This window comes from Dokdonella soli (genome assembly GCF_039523175.1).
GTDB classification, from domain to species: domain Bacteria; phylum Pseudomonadota; class Gammaproteobacteria; order Xanthomonadales; family Rhodanobacteraceae; genus Dokdonella_A; species Dokdonella_A soli.
In genome coordinates this window covers 153,753-169,903 of the sequence record NZ_BAAAEU010000025.1, presented here as the reverse complement: position 1 = coordinate 169,903, position 16,151 = coordinate 153,753, and the positions used below count along the sequence as shown (strand labels likewise).

The window sequence follows — 16,151 nt, the reverse complement described above, 5'->3', positions numbered from 1 at the left end:
CGACGAATGATTCCCTGAGTCGCATTCGCCGCGTCAGTACGCAGGAATTGCTATGAAGTCCTATGCATTGTTCGTCGGCGCCGCCCTGCTGCTGGCTGGCACGTCTCGGGCACACGCAGGGGTGGTGCCGTGCACTCCCGGCGCGCACACGTTCTGCGTCCTCAACACGGCGGATACCGGCACCGGTTCGCTGCGCCAGGCCATCACCGACGCCAACGCGGCCGGCGGCACGAACACGATCGGGTTCGCCATTCCCGGCACGGGCGTGCAGACGATCACGCTGGCAAGCCGGCTGCCGCAGATCACGAGCAGCGTCACCATCGACGGCACCACCCAGCCCGGCTGGCTGGCGAACACGAATACACCGGATCAGGGTGGGCTCAATACGAAACTGATGGTCGAGATCAACGGCACCACCAGCAGCACGCAGTACGCCGATTGGGGTTTCTCTCTCTCCGGTTCTCCGGTCGTGACCATCCAGGGCCTGGCGATCTACGGGATCTCGGGCGATGCGATCGATGGCGACGCGAACATCACGGGCGGCATGATCAACGTGTACGGCTGCTTTCTTGGCACCCGGGCCGACGGCACGGTGCCGCCGGCGTTTGGTTCGCTGTTCGGCAACCGCGGGCTCGCCGCGCGCACGGGCGCAGGCCACGCGCAGATCGGCGGTCAGGCGGCGGGACAGCGAAATCTGATCTTGGGCAACGAGGGCGGCGGCATCCTGGTGCAAGGCCCCGCGATCATCGAGGGCAACCTGATCGGCACAGACGTCACCGGTACGCTGAACCCGGTCTCCGGGACCAGCAGCAACTGGCCATGGATCGTCGTGCCGGGCAACCATATGGGCATCCGCATCGGTTGCATCGGGGCGAGTTGCACCGCAACCGGCCACCCCTCGCGCAACATCATCTCCGGCAACCACGAGTACGGCATCGGCATCTGGGACGGATTCGCTGGTGGCGGGGCGTACGGTGGCCTCGAGATCAAGGGCAATTACATCGGCACGGATGTGAGCGGCACCAAGCCACTGCCGAACGGCGACGCCAGCGGCGGCTGTCCCATTTACTGTGGCGGCATCCAGCTTCAAGGCAGCAGTAGTATCGCCACGCCGGCATCTGTCATCGGTGGCCCGAACCCCGGTGAAGGCAACCTGATTGCGTACAACAATGGTCCCGGCATTACCGCCTACAACGGCGAGATCGGCGCGAGCTTCGACCACCAGGGCAATGCCATCCACAACAACCGCAGAACGGACATCGCGTTCAATCTGTTGGACGGCTGGGTGCCGAACGATCCGGGCGACGCCGATACCGGCACCAACAACCTGCAGAACTATCCGGTGATCCAGTCCGCGCACGTGTCCAGCGGCCAGTTGACCGTGACCTATTCGGTCGATTCGACGACGGGCAATTCGACCTATCCGCTGCGCATCGATTTCTATGTCGACATCGACGAGGGCAGCGGCGAGTTCCTGGTCAGTGACAGTTATCCGGCCACGAGCGCGCAGGCGATGCGCACCGTCACGCTGATGCTACCGGCGGATGCGCAATCGCCGGTCGGCTTCGTCGCCACCGCGACCACGGCCGACCACTACGCCAGCGAATTCTCACCATCGTATGTGTTCGACCGGATCTTCGCGGATCGCTTCGAAGGGCATTGAGTGCGTAGGTTGGGCTGAACGCAGTGATGCCCAACAGCTCTTCGTACGACGTTCGGGTTCGCATTCGCTCACCCCAACCTATCGAACCGGACACGGAGTGGAGTCATGAAAATGCATACCTGGATCGCCGCAGCCGCTCTGCTGCTGTCAAGCACCGCGTTCGCGCAGACGCCACCGGTAGCGGGCGGTGGCTGCACGCCCGGCGCGCATACGTTTTGCGTCCTCAACACGGCGGATGCCGGCACCGGCTCACTGCGTCAGGCGATCGCCGATTCGAACACGGTCGGTGGTGCGAACACGATCGGCTTTGCCATCCCGACGAATCCGGTGGGTCCGACGCCGCAGACGATCACGCTGGCCAGCGCGCTTCCGGCGATTGACCCCAACGGCACCGTCACCAGCCTGACCGTCGATGGCACCAGCCAGCTTGGCAGCGTGCTGAACACGAATGCGCCGGATCAGGGCGGGCTCACGACCAAGCTGATGATCGAGATTGTCGGCAGCAATGGCAACGGGTTTTTCTACAACTGCTGTGCCGTGCCGTATAAGACGCTGACCTTTCAAGGCCTGGCGCTGCATGGCTTCAACACGCCGATTTTCGGCCAGACCTCCGGCTTCACGCCGAAAGCGAAATTCAACGTCTATGGTTGCTTCATTGGCACGAAAATCGACGGTACGGCGCTGTCGACCCAAGGCAATTCCGGTACCGCCATCGATCCCTACTTTGACGAAGCGCAGATCGGCGGCGTGCAGCCGTGGCAGCGCAATCTGATTTCCGGCAATAGCAGCGGCATCTCCACGTTTGGGGCGAACGCAACGGTCGTTATCGAAGGCAATCTCATCGGCACCGACATAACCGGCACGGTGCCGGTTCCCAACATCTCGTACGGCATCAGTCTGAATGAGGACTGGCCCGGCACGCGCGTCGGTTGCACGGGCAGCGGTTGCACCGATGCGCACGCATCATCGCGCAACGTGATTTCCGGCAATGGCGGGCTGGCGATACACGTACAGACCAATGGCACCAGTCCTGGCGGCGCGCAGATCAAGGGCAATGTCATCGGCACCGACTGGACGGGAACCAAGCCACTGCCGAACGGTCCCGCCGGTGGCAACTGCCCGAGCACCTACTGCGGCGGCATCGAGACGATAGGCTTCGGCAGCGCTCCGGCCTTGATCGTCGGCGGCTTCAATCCCGGCGAGGCGAACGTGATCGCCTACAACAACGGCCCTGGAATCTGGAACAACCCGAACTCAGCCACCTCGAACACCTCCGCGAGCTTCGACAACCGCGGCAACGTCGTGCACGGCAATGCCGGCGTGGACGTCGGTTTCCAGTACGGCTGGTTGGCGAACGATCCGGGCGATGCCGACACCGGCGTCAACAACAAGCAGAACTTTCCAGTGATCCAGTCCGCGCACGTCTCCAGCGGCCAGTTGATCGTGACCTATTCGGTCGATTCGACAACGGCGAATTCGAGCTATCCGCTGCGCATCGATTTCTACGTCGACATCGACGAGGGCAGCGGCGAGTTCCTGGTCAGCGATTCCTACCCGGCCGCGAGCGCGCAAGCCGCGCGCACGGTCACGCTGGCGCTGCCCGCAGATGCGCAATCGCCGGTCGGCTTCGTCGCCTCTGCCACCGATAAGAACGGCTACAGCAGCGAATTCTCGCCGTCATATGTGTTCGACCGGATCTTCGCGGATCGCTTCGAAGGGCATTGAGTGCGTAGGTTGGGCTGAACGCAGTGATGCCCAACAGTTTTTTGCGTGACGTTGGGGTTCGCATTCGCTCACCCCAACCTACCGAACTCTCCCCAAGTGCGGCTTGGGGGGAGGGGGCATCAAGCGCCGCCGCGCCGCTGCGAAACGCGGAAGCCTCAGCGCATAGGTCAGGCTGAACGCAGTGATGCCCAACGGATTTTCGATCGTCGTTGGCGTTCGCATCCGCTCGCCCCCGATCTACTGAACTGTTCGGTGATCCCCTGTACCGCATTCATGCCGGTATGTCTTGGTTACCGAGAGGGGAAGGTCCATGTTCGCGTACCGCTCGAAGCTCATGTTCAGCCTGCTGCGGCATACCTTGATCGCCACCGCCCTGCTGCTGTCGGGCAGCGCGTTCGCACAGCCGGTCGCCGGTGGTGGCTGTACGGCCGGCGCGCACACGTTTTGCGTCCTCAGCACCGCGGATGCTGGTACCGGCTCGCTGCGTCAGGCGATCACCGATTCGAACGCGGCCGGCGGCGTGAACACGATCGGCTTCGACATTCCGACGAATCCGCTGAACCCGACACCACAGACGATCACGTTGGCCGGCCAGCTTCCGGCGATCAATGCCAATGGCAACCTCTCCAGCCTGACCATCGATGGCTACAGCCAGCCCGGCAGCGTGATGAACACGAATGCACCGGATCAGGGCGGACTCACCACCAAGCTGATGATCGAGATCGCCGGCAATAACGTTGTCGAGGTATTTTCTTACAAGTGTTGTACCGCGCCGTTTATCACGTTGACGTTTCAGGGCTTGAACCTGCACGATTTCACGGAGGGGATTGTCGGCCAAGGATTCACTATCCCGCCCAAGGCGCAATTGAACGTCTACGGTTGTTTTATCGGCACCAATATCGGCGGAACAGCCGTGGCGGAGGGGCCAGGGTCTGTAGGAATCGACGTCTCCTTCGACAACGCGCAAATCGGCGGCCCCCAACCGTGGCAACGCAATCTGCTGTCGGGCAATTCCGAGGGCGTGACTGGTGGCGCCCCCGACGCGACCATCGTCATCGAAGGCAATCTGATCGGCACCGATATCAGCGGTACGCGGGCCATCACTAACTCCACCACTTCGAGCAGGGGGGCGCTTGCACTGACTGCGACCGAGCCAGCTCTGCGCGTGGGCTGTACGAGTGTGGGGCCCAACCCGACGTGTGGAACCGCGGCATCGCGCAATGTGATCTCCGGCAATAGCGGGTACGGGATGGTTCTCGCAAGGTTCTTCGGGGGGCCATATCCCGTCGTCGACGCGCAGATCAAGGGCAACTATATCGGCACGGATTGGAGCGGAACCAAGCCGTTGCCGAACGGCAATATCGCCGACCCCTACGCCGAATGCCCATTCAACTGCGGCGGCATCCAGATCCACGGCGGCGGTAGCGGTAGCGGACCGGCGTTGATCATCGGCGGCTTCGCTCCCGGCGAAGCGAACTTGATCGCCAACAACAACGGCCCCGGCATATGGGCCAATGGTGCTGACAGTTATCCCCCCATCGCGGCGAGTTTCGACAACCAAGGCAACGCGGTCCACAACAACGTCGTCACGGATATCGCCTTCTTCGTCACGCCTACCGTCTTCACCGGAAACGGCTGGATACCGAATGACCCCGGCGATGCCGATACGGGCGCGAACAACCAGCAGAACTACCCGGTGATCCAGTCGGCGCACGTATCCGGCGGTCAGCTGACCGTGACCTACTCGGTCGATTCGACGACGACCAATTCGACCTATCCGCTGCGCATCGATTTCTATGTCGACATCGACGAGGGCAGTGGCGAGTTTCTGGTGAGCGATACGTACACGAGTGCGAGCGCGCAACAGATGCGCACGGTCACGCTGTCGCTGCCCGCGGATGTGCAATCGCCGGTCGGCTTCGTCGCGACCGCGACCACGGCCGACCACTACACGAGCGAATTCTCGCCCTCGTACGTGTTCGACCGGATCTTCGCGGATCGCTTCGAAGGGCATTGAGTGCGTCGCGGAGGTTGAAGTGAACGCAAGTCAAAGCTCGTCATTCCGACGAAAGCCGGAATCCAGCTTTCAGCAGGCAACTGGAGAAAGGGCTGGATCCAGGCTTTCGTCGGGATGCGACGACGGCAATCGGCTACACCAGCGAGTTTTCCGACGACTATATCTTCGACCGGATTTTCGAGGACGGGTTTGAGTGAGGCAGGCGCAGTCGCCGCCATATCCACATGAACAAAATCGCGGGAGAGGAATCATGAGAACGCGGGCAGTGATCGCAGGCAGCGCAAGCTGCCGCCCGACTGGCCAACCCAACCTGTGCCGGTCATTCCGTACAGCGCAACTCGCAGCGGCGTTGGCAGGCGCGCTGGGCCTGGGAGTCGCGACCTCGTCCATCGCAGCCACGATCCCGGTGACGAGCTGCGCCGACGATGGAAGCTTCGGCACGCTGCGTCATGCCGTGGTGACGGCGGTCAGCGGGGATACCGTGGACATGAGTACGCTCGCCTGCAGCACGATTACGCTGGCGAGCGGGGCGATCCATGTCGACGTCGATCCGCTGACGATAAATGGCCCCGGCGCTGCACGACTGACCATCGACGGCAACAATGCCGATCGCATCTTCTATCACTCAGGAACGCAGACCGTGACGGTGTCCGGAGTGACCATCACCCATGGGACGGCGAGCGGAGCCCTCCCCGCAGGGGGATGCATATTTTCCAAGGGAAGCATCTATTTCAACAACTCTGTCGCGACCGCATGCGCGGCGACTGGCAGCGCAGCCGCTTACGGCGGCGCGATGGTCGCGCTGAACAGCATTTCACTCGACAACTCGACAGTGACTGCCTGCACCGTGACCGGCACAACGCTTGTTGGTGCAGGCGGGGTGTTCGCGAAGAATACGGTTTCGTTGCTCTCCAGTGCCCTGACCAACAATCGTGCGACGTCCACAGGTACGACGGGAAGCGTCCAAGCCGTTGGCGGCGGAGCATTCGGCCAACAAGGGCTCTTTCTCTCCCACAGCCTCGTCTCGGGCAACATCGCCCGAGCCGCGAATGGAAGGGCCGGCGCCGGTGGCGCAGCGGGCGTCGCGTCCCTCACGGCCAAGTACAGCACGGTCACCGGCAACCAGGCGATCGGCAAGGGGACGAGCACGTACCTGGGCAAAGGCGGTGGTCTTTATGGTGGAACGTTGACTAGTGGCGCGCTGATCCAGAACTCGACGATCGATCACAACCAGGCCGATGAGGTGGCGGGCGTGGTGCTTGCCGGGACCGGGACTGCGAGCATCACCAATAGCACCATTTCCAGCAACACGGCGACTTTGGCGAGTGGCGGCATCGACGTCTCGATGAATCTGAACCTGTCGAACAGCACCATCGCATTCAACATCGGGGGGCCGGGAGGTGCTGGCGGCCTCTATGCGACTAGCGGGTTTACTGCTGACCTGGAGAGTTCGATCATCGCCGACAATTCACCCAGCGGGTCGGCAGGAGGTGCGGATCTCGCCGGCACCGGGACCATTACCGGAGCCCACAACCTGATCAAGATATCCAGCGTGCCGGTGCCTGCCGGCACGCTCACCGCCGATCCCAAGTTCGGGCCGCTGGCGTGCAACGGCGGCTCCACCCGCACCCACGCGCTGCTGCCGGGCAGTCCGGCGATCGACGTCGGAAGTGCGCCGACCACGCTCAAGGTCGACCAGCGCGGGAGGGGGTTTCCGCGCGCCGTCGGAATCGCGCCGGATATCGGCGCTTATGAAAGCGATCCCGACCGGATCTTCACGGATGGCTTCGATTGCTGACGTGGGGTCACTACTGTCGAATGACGGCGGCTACGACGTGGCGGGCTCTCGCATCCGCGCCGGAAATCCTGAACGAGTCGTCGTGCCGTCTTCAGCTGGCATCCGGAGTCGCATATGCGCATCCGGATGCACACGGAGTTGGTGGGTAGCTAGAAATTATTGTTCGCGTAACCGGTCGGCGTGTTGCAGCCGTAAAGGCCGTCGCCACTCGCGTTGGGCGCCATGAAATTGATATTGCCTTCCACCTTCGTCGGGCTGGCGCCAGTAATGGCAGTGCAGTACACCGACCATGCACCGCCGAGATCGGTTTCGCGATTGTGTGAGACGATCGTCGCGGTGCCAGCCGCATAAATCCCGGCGGCACCGCTGGGACCGCGCAGGGTGCTGACGACGTTGTCCTGCACCACCGAGCCGACGCCGAAGACGCCGATGCCGAACACCGAGTAGGTGGCGCCGCTCGGGGCAACCGTGTTGAAGACCCGGTTGCCGCGCACGATGACTCCGGCGCCATAGCCGCCCGCCCAAATGCCGTTTTGCGTGGCATCGAGCACGACGTTGTCGTGGATGCTGCTGAAGGCCCCGAGCAAGGAAATGCCCACGTTTGCGCCTTCGACACGCAGACCACTGATTTCATGGCGCGACGAGGCACCAATTGGCGCCGGGGGAAATCCGACCAGCATGTCGGTGATGAATACGCCGAAGTAGCCGAATCCGCGCAAGGCGCCGTTGCGCACGCTGAGGTCGCTGTGCCCGATGGCATAAATGCCGTAGCCCGTGCTGCCACCCGGTCCGATCAAGCTGTGGCCGTTCAGGTCGAGCTGTACATGGTCCGCAGCGATGGTGATTGCGGCGTTGGTTCCAGTAGCGGTGCTGGTCAAGTCGCCGGTGAGGCAGTAGCTGCCGGGGGCGCTTATCGTGAATGGCACGTAGTTGATCGAGTTGCACTGGTAGCTTTCCGCTTTCGCGGTGGCGGAGGCGGCGAGCAGGACGGCGAGCGGAAGAAACGCGTGGCGCATGGCAATGTCCTCGGTTAGGGGTTGCCGTGTCCAGAATGCGCGTCGGGGGCGAAATCGAACAGCAAGAAGCGGGCAGCGCGCGCGGTCGACCGAGCTGGGATGCAGGCATGTCGACGCTCAACGGCATCTACGCTATTCAAGACGCGACGGAAAACCCGTTTCGCGCACAAGCCTGTGCGTTCAGGCGGCGGTCGTGACGGCGCTGAGCGCGCTTTTCACAGCGATGCTCGGTTGGCCGATCGACCTGCAGGGGTCCGAGTAGCCGCCGGAATGAGGCCGAGGATGTTCGTTCCTTCCTTCCGGCGCATTCCTGTTATCCGTGCGCATGTGCGCACGGGCATGGGAGAGAGTCATGCGCATGCAATCCATTGCGCCGTTCGTCCTGTTCGGGCTGCTCAGCTTCAGCCGCGTCGAGGCGCAAACCTGGGAACAACCCGACATGCTGTGGTGGTACGGCAACTACAGCGCAAGCACCTGCGGCGCGCCCAATACGATCGGGAGCTTCGACGGCTATCTCAGCTATGGCAGTCCGGATGTCGTCTACAAACTCCCGTACGTGATCCCGCGCGGGATGGCTCGAGGGCCCGAATTTCTCACTCTCTACCCGAACAACTGGTATCAGCCAGTGGATTTCGAGGTGTTCGTGTGCGGGTACAAGAGCGGCTACAACGTCTGGGATTGCCCTATCGAAGCGGACAATATGGACAACACCGGCAGCCCGATCCGATTGGTGATTCCGCCGGAAGACCAGGGATTCCATATCATCGTCACATCCGGGCTGCTCAATCAAAACCACAGCTACGGCAATGGTTGTGGTGCGTACACGCTGGTCACCAGTCACTAGCCAGCGCCTCAGCGGCTCATCTTTCCCACTGGCGGGAGAAGCGACGCATCACTGATACGTCAGCGCCAGTCGCCGGCGGCGACGAACGCAGCCCAGTAATACGGGTGCAGACTTTGTCCGCCCGCACGGCGCGCGGCCAGCGTCGCGCGCGCGGCAGTGGCGAGTGCGTCGGTGGCCGATGCATGCTCGATCCAGCGTGCGCGGTACATGCGCTGCATGAGGTCGGCGGTCGCCGCGTCGTCGACATTCCACAGGCTCATCACGACATTGCGCGCACCGGCCAGGCGAAACGCGCGCGCCAGACCGAACACGCCTTCGTCGGTGCGGACCGGGCCGGTGCCGGTGTCGCAGGCGGCGAGGGTAACGGCGTGGACGCCATCCAGGCGCATCGCCGCGATTTCCGACGCGGTCAGCACACCGTCGCGATCCGCGGGTGCGGCATGTGCGTTCGACGCCAGCAACAGCCCGGACAGCGCCGGCGCGTTGGCCGGCGCAGCCGAGTTGACGAGGCGAACGCTGCGCGAAGCGAGCAGATGGTGCATGCAGTCGCTGTCATCGCTGAAGGCGTGGGTGGCGAAGTGGATCGTCGTGCTTTGCGGCATCGCCGCGCGCACGGCCGCCTTGTTCGCATCGCCGCCGACCAGCCAGGCGGCCTTTCCGGCGCCAGTTTCGTTCCACAGCTCGCGCAGCGCGTCGAGTTCACGGCGCGCGCCGGGCAGCGCGTGCAGTGCATCGCCGCAGGCGCCCGCTGCTATCGACGGATCGGGCGGCACGGCGCCGACCAACAACACACGCGGAGTGGGCGCATCGCCGGGAGCCGCGAGCAGATCGCGCTCGCTGTCGAGTAACTCCGGCACAGGTCCTTCCTCGACCAGTGGGCCGTCGCGCAGCGGCAACGCGAGCCAGGCGACGCGATGCAGCTCGCCTTCGGGCACCAGGAACACATGGCGCAGGTCGCCCGGCAGATCGAGCGGCTGCCACACACGTTGCGCGACGTCTTTGCCAAGTGCATCGACGTCGGCGATGGCACGCGCTGGATCGCGCAGCGACGCGGTCCAGCCGCGTATGGCAGCGCCCAGTTCGTGCGCATCGCCCAAGTCAATCAGCGCAGGCTGTGTCGAGGCGTCGAGGCGGAACGCGTAATAGCGTTGCCGTCGATCATGCTGCACACCGGTGCGATCGCCGGCCCAGGGATCGTCGCGGCTCAGCGCAAACCCGACGAGGGCGGAGTGTGCGGGCAGGTTGGCGCGCAGCGCAGCGAGATCCGGCGTGGGCGTGCCGCCCAGCCCGTTGATACGCCCGGCCAGTGCGCGCTCGGAACTCTCCAGCGCATTTCGCGGCGCCGCGAGGTTGGCTTCCTTGGCCTTGCCGCCTTCCACGTTGAGCAGCACCGCGGCGTAGGCCGCGTTGGCTATTTTCCATTGCTCCCATAGCGCCTGCATCTGCGGATCGGTGCTGCCGCGCGCGGCTTTCAGCCGTGCCGCAACCAGGTGCGTGATCAGCGAGCGCGCACCGATTTGCAGCCGCCACGCGCGTTCGATCCACGTCGGGTTACGCTGCGCCGCAGCCAGCGCCAGTACCTGATCCATGCCGCCCGGCTGGGTCTCTCGCAGGTTCAGGCCGCCGGATTCGTCGAGCGCGCCGGCGAAACGTTGAAGCAAGCGCTGGCGCGCGGTCTCCGCGGCAACGGCGTGCTCGAAAGCCGCTTCATCCGCGTGTTCCCCGTGCAGGCTGCGCGCGAGATTGCGTTCGATCGGGATGCGCGTGTCGCTGAGCGTGTCGGGATCCGCTGGCAGCAAGGACAGCGCGTGTTGCAGACGTTGCGTCGCCGCGGCGTAGTTGTGTTCGGCGAGCTCGACCTCGCCCATGTCCTGGTAAATTGAAGCGATCTCCGGGTTGCTTTCGCCGAGCGTTTTCACAGCGATCGACAACGCCTGACTGATGTCGGCGCGCGCGTTGGCGATCTGGCCGGTGTCTATTTCGCAGCGGCCCAGATTGGCGATGATGGGAACGAGGTAAGGGTTGTCGGCTCCGCGGCGCTGACGCTCCAGTTCCAGCGCTTCCCGCATCGGCGTGATCGCCGCCTCGCAATGGCCGGATTCCGCCTCGAGCGTTCCAAGGTTGTTGAGCGCAGACGCGACATCCAGAGTGCGAGTCGTGTCGCTGCGCTCGACCGCGATCGTTTCGATCAGCGCGGTGCGGCCGCGGTCGTAGTTGCCGATGCGGCGTTGCAGGTTCCCCCATACGCCCAGAGCGACGGCAAGGTCCAGCCGCGCGGGCGGGCCGAGTTGACGATCATCGGCAATCTCGCGATCGAGCGTGGCCTGTGCGTCGGCAAAATGATGCGCGAAATACTGCACTTGGCCCAGATCGAACAACATGTGGGAATGCAACAGGCTATGCTCGCCCGTCGTCTGGCTCGCCGCCTCGATGCCGGCTTTGCCCGCGGCTTCGGCTTCGGCGAAACGGCCGAGCCGGCCCAGCCGGAAGCATGCCGCGTCGAGCAGGCGCACGCGGATCATCCGGCTCAGCGCATCGGCGCGGTTCACGGCGTCCGCGCCAGCCTGCGCCCAGGCATATGCCTCAGCCAGGTTGCTCGCATCGGCCGCATAGCTGAGGTCGAGTGCAGCCATGGCGTAGTCGGTTGCGCCGAGTCGCTCGCGGTATTGCCTGATTTGCGGTGCGGTTTCAGCGAGCAGGGCCGCGGCGCGCTTGGGATCTCGATTGCGCAGCGTAAGAGAAGTCAAACGCGCTTTCAGCCAGGCGATGCGCGCCGCATTTTCCACATTATCGCCCAACCTCTCGCGGCATTGCAGTGCTCGCTCAACGGTTTTCAGCCGCGTGGTGACGAGTTGGTGGTTGTCGAAAAAATCGACGCGCACGCGCTGCTCGAGCGCGGCGCACAGCAGTTCCTGCTTGTGTTTGACATCGATTTCCGCACGCGCGATTTCAGCATCCGCCAGCGCTTCCGCAGCGACATAGTTCTCGTGGCGGATCAGATCGACGTAGCGTGCCGGAAGCGCCGCCGCCGCGCAGGGTAGCGCGGCCGCTGTCAGCACAAGCGCAGCCATCCTCGTCCAAAGTCTCATCCAGGTGCTCCAAGAGCGCGTCCGTGGCCAATGCCGGTCGCGGGCGGCGACAAATGCAACACGCGCTGAGGATATGCGTTGCCGTGGCGATTCTGGATTCCTTGCGGATTGCGCGGACGGTCCAGTCACGGGCAAAAGCCGGACCCGGGCAGTCGGCGCTGTCGCATGCGCGGCCGCCAGCGCAATCCAGCCGATTCCACCGAATGCCCATCGCCGCCGTCGACACATGGTCGTCGTCCCTTGCCGCAGGCGGAGAACTTAGCATCGCTGGGGAAGCGGAGCGAGGGGAGGATGCGTTTTGTCGTGAAACCATGCGATCCGTACGTCCGCGCATTCGCGTCATCGGATCAGGAAGCCGGAACGGCGCGCCGTTCCGCCGCCACCGTCGTGCCGGCCGTTGCAGGAATCTTTTTGGGCGCTCAGGAGCGGTGCGCGAAGCTGTATTGCCACACTCGCACGTGGGCCGGGTCGCGTGCGAGCCCGGCGAGGATGCGTCGCAGATGTTCGCCGCGCAGCAGCGGATCGGGTGCGCTGACGATCGCGCCGACCGCGCGCGTGTCGGCATTCGCAGCGACAGCGTGCTGCCAGCCGGCGAGCTCGGCATCCATTTCCGGCAGCGGCTGCAACGCGGCGACGACCACGAATTCCTCGCGCGCCGAATCCGCGGTGACTTCCCAGGCCAGGGTCGAGTTGTCACCGCCGGGCAGTTGCAGGGTCATGCCGTGCTGGAGCGGATTGCGGGCGCTGGCAGTGGCAGACGGGAACAGTACGGTGGCGTTGCCTGCATCGTCTTCGTTGAGCACGTAGACATACGCATCGCGCGAGCTGTGCAGGTTCAGGCGCAGACGATCGCCTATCCGCAGCGTCGAATCCGCGGCTATTTCCACGTTCCCGGACGGCTCGACACGCAGGAACTTCGCCGTGCTGTCCCAAGCCGGCGGGAAGATGCGCGGCCAGGCCAGCAATGTCGCGACCGCGAGCAGCGCAGCACAGGCGGCGACCAGCGCGGCCAGAGGCAGACGCCGGCCGGTCGGAGCCTTCAGCGCGGCAACAGGCGACAGCGCCGACAGTGACGCATCGAGCGCGCGCGCGCTCGATGGGCGCTGTGCAGGGTCGGTTGCGATGCAGCGCTCGATCAGCGTGCACAGCGCGGGATCGAGCTCGGACCGCACTTCTTTGAGATGCAGCTGCGCGCCTCGCAGTTGTGCCTCGCGCAACGCCGCGGCATCGGTTTCAGCATAGGGATGGCGTCCGCTGAGCAGGAAGAACAGCAGCACGCCGAGTGCATAAATGTCGCTTTGCATGCTCAGCGGCGCGCCGTCGAGGACTTCCGGCGGCAGATAACGCGGCGTGCCCGAGATCAGTCGTTGTCCCGCGAGCAGGCGCTGCTCGCCGCCGGCGCCGAAGTCCATCAGCACGATGCGGCTACTGCGCTCGCGCATCACGTTTTCCGCCTTGACGTCGCCATGCACGAGGTCGGCCTCATGTACGACAGCGAGCGCCTGCGCGAGGTCGCGTCCGATGCGCAGGCCTTCTTCCGCGCTGAATGCCCCATCATCGGCGACGATGGCCGCGAGCGTGCGGCCTTCGATCAGCTCGCTCCACAACCCGGCGCGACCGTCGTGCACGGCGCAGCCGTAGACGCTGAGCACGTTGCGATGGCGCAGCCGCGCCAGTCGCCGTGCTTCATCGAGGCCGGCGCCGACGCTGCCGGAAGCGCGAAAGAGCTTCAGCGCGACATGCCGCCCGAGCCACGGATCGAAAGCGCGGTAGACCTCGCCGAAACTGCCTTCGCCGATGAGACTTTCGGCTTCGAGCGCGCCCCATCGCAGCAACACCTCCCGGTGCGGTGCGGGGGAGGGGGCCTCAGCACGATAACCGTGCGCCACGTCGTCGAGCAGGTGCAGGGCCTCGATCTGGCCGGGATCCATCGCCGAGCTCTCGAGTGCCCGCCACGGCACCGGAGCGCCGTCAGCGATCGCGCGCAACGCCTCTTCGACCGGGTTTGCAGGTTTGGATTCCGCCGCCATCGCGATTCAGTCCCGTTCCGCGGCAATGCGGCCCGCTACCACCCTTAATGCACGAGTGACCCGCATCCGAACAGCATCGGGCGTCAGGCCGGTGTCCAGGCCGATCTCCTGGTAACTCATGCCGAATTCGAGGCGCATGACAATGAGCGCCTGCTCGTCGCGATCGAGTTCCGCCAGCGCGCTTTCGTAGCTGCGCAGGCGGTCCTGGCCGATCAGATGCTCGACCACTGACGCGCTTTCGTCGGCCAGTGGCGAGGCGTCGATGTCGACCTTGTCGCCGCGGACCTGCCGCTTGCGCAGCTCGGCACGCACTTCGTTCAGCAGGATCTGGCGCAGGTAAGCGAGGAAGCTGCCGCTGCGGCTGGCCTCGAATTCATTCAGGTGGTTGAGCGCGCGCATCAGCGTGATCTGCACCAGATCGTCGGTATCGGCGATATCGCGCGCATAGCTGGGCAGGCGGCCGTGCGCCCAGCGGCGCAGCAGCGGCAGGCAGCGCTCGTACAGCGCCTGCTTCGCCGGCCCCTCGCCATCGCGAATCCTGCGCAACAACTGTTCGGTACGTTCGATGCTGACGGTCACGAAGTGCCTCGACGGTGCGCGCATGCCGCACCGGCCGAGTGTAGCTGACCGCCGGGTTCCGGAATGGCGCTTGCTGCGCAAGCCGCATCGGGCGCCGGTCCGATGCGGCTTGCCTCGGATAGCGTTCCCGCAGGCGGTCGCGCGCCGTGTCGATCAGCTTGCGCGACGCAGCGCCAGCACCGCGTTGAGGCCACCGAACGCGAACGAGTTGCTGAGCGCGGCGCGCACGCGCATTTCGCGCGCGACATTCGGCACGTAGTCGAGGTCGCATTCGGGGTCGGGATCGAGGAAGTTCGTGGTCGGCGGCACCACGCCATCGCGCAGCGCGCCGATCGCTGCGACCAGCTCGATCGCACCCGCTGCTCCGAGCGCATGCGCGTGCATCGACTTCGTCGATGACACTGCAAGCTTGTCTGCATGCGCGCCGAACACGCGGCGGATCGCCTTGCTCTCGGTCGGATCGTTGCCCGGCGTACCGGTGCCGTGCGCGTTGATGTAGTCGATGTCGTCCGCGGCGAGTCCGCCGTCAGTGAGCGCACGCTGGATCGCCTTTGCGGCGCCGGCCTCGGACGGGAACACGATGTCGCCGGCATCGGCGGACATGCCCGCACCGACGAACTCGGCGAGAATCGTCGCGCCGCGGCGCTGCGCGCGTTCCAGCGTCTCCAGCACGAACACGCCGGCGCCCTCGCCGAGCACCATGCCGTGCCGTTGCTTGCAGAATGGTCGGCAGGTGTCGTCGGCCATCACGCGCATGGCTTCCCAGGCCTTGATCACGCCGTAGCTCAGGCAGGCCTCGGTGCCACCGGCAACGGCCGCGTCGGCGACGCCGCTGCGCACCATGTGGAAGGCCTGCGCCAGCGCGTGGTTGGCTGACGCGCAGGCGCTGACGGTCGCGAACGAAGGACCGGTCAGCTTGTGCTCGATGCTGATCTGGCAGGCCGGTGCGTTCGCCATCGTGCGTACGATCGACAGCGGATGCAGGCGCGGATTGTTCTCCGCGTACAGGCGGCGCGACTGCTCGTCGTGGGTGAGTTCGCCGCCGATGCCGCTGCCGATGATGACCGCGGTGTTCTCGCCCAAGGCATCGGCGCTGAAGTCGATGCCCGACTGCGCGATCGCCTCGCGGGCCGCGACGAGCGCGAACTGCGAGACGCGGTCGAGCAGGATCAGCTTCTTCTCGTCGAAGTGCCTGAGCGGATCGAAGTCGCGCACCTCGGCAGCGATGCCGAAGCGCAGCGATTCGCGGGGCAGGGTGGTGATCCGTCCGATCGCCGCACGGCCCTCGCACATCGCCGACCAGGTTGTCGACGCAGTGTGGCCGAGCGGCGTGACGGCGCCCATGCCGGTGATGACGACGCGTTGCATGCGTGTCCCTGTCGAACGGGTG

General features: G+C 64.8%; 10 protein-coding genes. 5 read left to right on the top strand and 5 right to left on the bottom strand.

Translation table 11 applies throughout. From position 1 onward, the window contains the following. The first annotated feature begins 52 nt into the window (after positions 1 to 52). The 4 genes from ABD002_RS17845 to ABD002_RS17830 all read left to right on the top strand — a co-directional run bounded on the left by ABD002_RS17845 (position 53) and on the right by ABD002_RS17830 (position 7,203). The gene (locus ABD002_RS17845) at positions 53 to 1,663 is read left to right on the top strand and encodes a hypothetical protein (RefSeq protein WP_343793610.1); all 1,611 of its coding nucleotides are present in this window, start codon (positions 53 to 55) and stop codon (positions 1,661 to 1,663) included. A gap of 105 nt (positions 1,664 to 1,768) precedes the next feature. Beyond that, positions 1,769 to 3,388 (top strand): hypothetical protein, encoded by a 1,620-nt coding sequence (locus ABD002_RS17840; RefSeq protein WP_343793608.1) that lies wholly within the window; start codon positions 1,769 to 1,771, stop codon positions 3,386 to 3,388. 520 nt (positions 3,389 to 3,908) lie between these two features. Next, positions 3,909 to 5,405 (top strand): hypothetical protein, encoded by a 1,497-nt coding sequence (locus tag ABD002_RS17835; RefSeq protein ID WP_343793606.1) that lies wholly within the window; start codon positions 3,909 to 3,911, stop codon positions 5,403 to 5,405. 349 nt (positions 5,406 to 5,754) lie between these two features. Then, the gene (locus tag ABD002_RS17830; RefSeq protein WP_343793604.1) at positions 5,755 to 7,203 is read left to right on the top strand and encodes a choice-of-anchor Q domain-containing protein; all 1,449 of its coding nucleotides are present in this window, start codon (positions 5,755 to 5,757) and stop codon (positions 7,201 to 7,203) included. A 149-nt stretch (positions 7,204 to 7,352) separates the two neighbouring features. Here the strand turns inward: ABD002_RS17830 and ABD002_RS17825 are convergent, their stop codons facing one another. Further along, positions 7,353 to 8,219, bottom strand: a complete 867-nt coding sequence (locus tag ABD002_RS17825; protein WP_343793602.1) for a right-handed parallel beta-helix repeat-containing protein — start codon at positions 8,217 to 8,219, stop codon at positions 7,353 to 7,355. A 352-nt stretch (positions 8,220 to 8,571) separates the two neighbouring features. On the opposite strand from ABD002_RS17825, the gene ABD002_RS17820 reads away from it, so the two are divergent. Then, entirely contained in the window at positions 8,572 to 9,063 is a 492-nt protein-coding gene (locus tag ABD002_RS17820; protein ID WP_343793600.1) for a hypothetical protein, read from the top strand. Between the two features lie 59 nt (positions 9,064 to 9,122). Here ABD002_RS17820 and ABD002_RS17815 read toward each other — a convergent pair whose 3' ends face one another. The 4 genes from ABD002_RS17815 to ABD002_RS17800 all read right to left on the bottom strand — a co-directional run bounded on the left by ABD002_RS17815 (position 9,123) and on the right by ABD002_RS17800 (position 16,129). Further along, on the bottom strand, positions 9,123 to 12,152 hold the full coding sequence (locus ABD002_RS17815; RefSeq protein WP_343793598.1) for a CHAT domain-containing tetratricopeptide repeat protein: 3,030 nt from the start codon (positions 12,150 to 12,152) through the stop codon (positions 9,123 to 9,125). Positions 12,153 to 12,571: 419 nt separating this feature from the next. Further along, the gene (locus ABD002_RS17810) at positions 12,572 to 14,182 is read right to left on the bottom strand and encodes a serine/threonine-protein kinase (RefSeq protein WP_343793596.1); all 1,611 of its coding nucleotides are present in this window, start codon (positions 14,180 to 14,182) and stop codon (positions 12,572 to 12,574) included. Positions 14,183 to 14,188: 6 nt separating this feature from the next. After that, a complete protein-coding gene (locus ABD002_RS17805; protein WP_343793594.1) occupies positions 14,189 to 14,761 on the bottom strand; it encodes an RNA polymerase sigma factor in 573 nt (190 codons plus the stop codon). Between the two features lie 153 nt (positions 14,762 to 14,914). Continuing rightward, the gene (locus ABD002_RS17800) at positions 14,915 to 16,129 is read right to left on the bottom strand and encodes a beta-ketoacyl-[acyl-carrier-protein] synthase family protein (protein WP_343793592.1); all 1,215 of its coding nucleotides are present in this window, start codon (positions 16,127 to 16,129) and stop codon (positions 14,915 to 14,917) included. Positions 16,130 to 16,151 lie beyond the last annotated feature (22 nt).

Coding starts and splice junctions, on each gene's coding strand:
- ABD002_RS17815 (WP_343793598.1), bottom strand. CDS start 12,152: ATGAGACTTTGGACGAGGATGGCTGCGCTTGTGCTGACAGCGGCCGCG.
- ABD002_RS17840 (WP_343793608.1), top strand. CDS start 1,769: ATGAAAATGCATACCTGGATCGCCGCAGCCGCTCTGCTGCTGTCAAGC.
- ABD002_RS17810 (WP_343793596.1), bottom strand. CDS start 14,182: ATGGCGGCGGAATCCAAACCTGCAAACCCGGTCGAAGAGGCGTTGCGC.
- ABD002_RS17845 (WP_343793610.1), top strand. CDS start 53: ATGAAGTCCTATGCATTGTTCGTCGGCGCCGCCCTGCTGCTGGCTGGC.
- ABD002_RS17820 (WP_343793600.1), top strand. CDS start 8,572: ATGCGCATGCAATCCATTGCGCCGTTCGTCCTGTTCGGGCTGCTCAGC.
- ABD002_RS17800 (WP_343793592.1), bottom strand. CDS start 16,129: ATGCAACGCGTCGTCATCACCGGCATGGGCGCCGTCACGCCGCTCGGC.
- ABD002_RS17825 (WP_343793602.1), bottom strand. CDS start 8,219: ATGCGCCACGCGTTTCTTCCGCTCGCCGTCCTGCTCGCCGCCTCCGCC.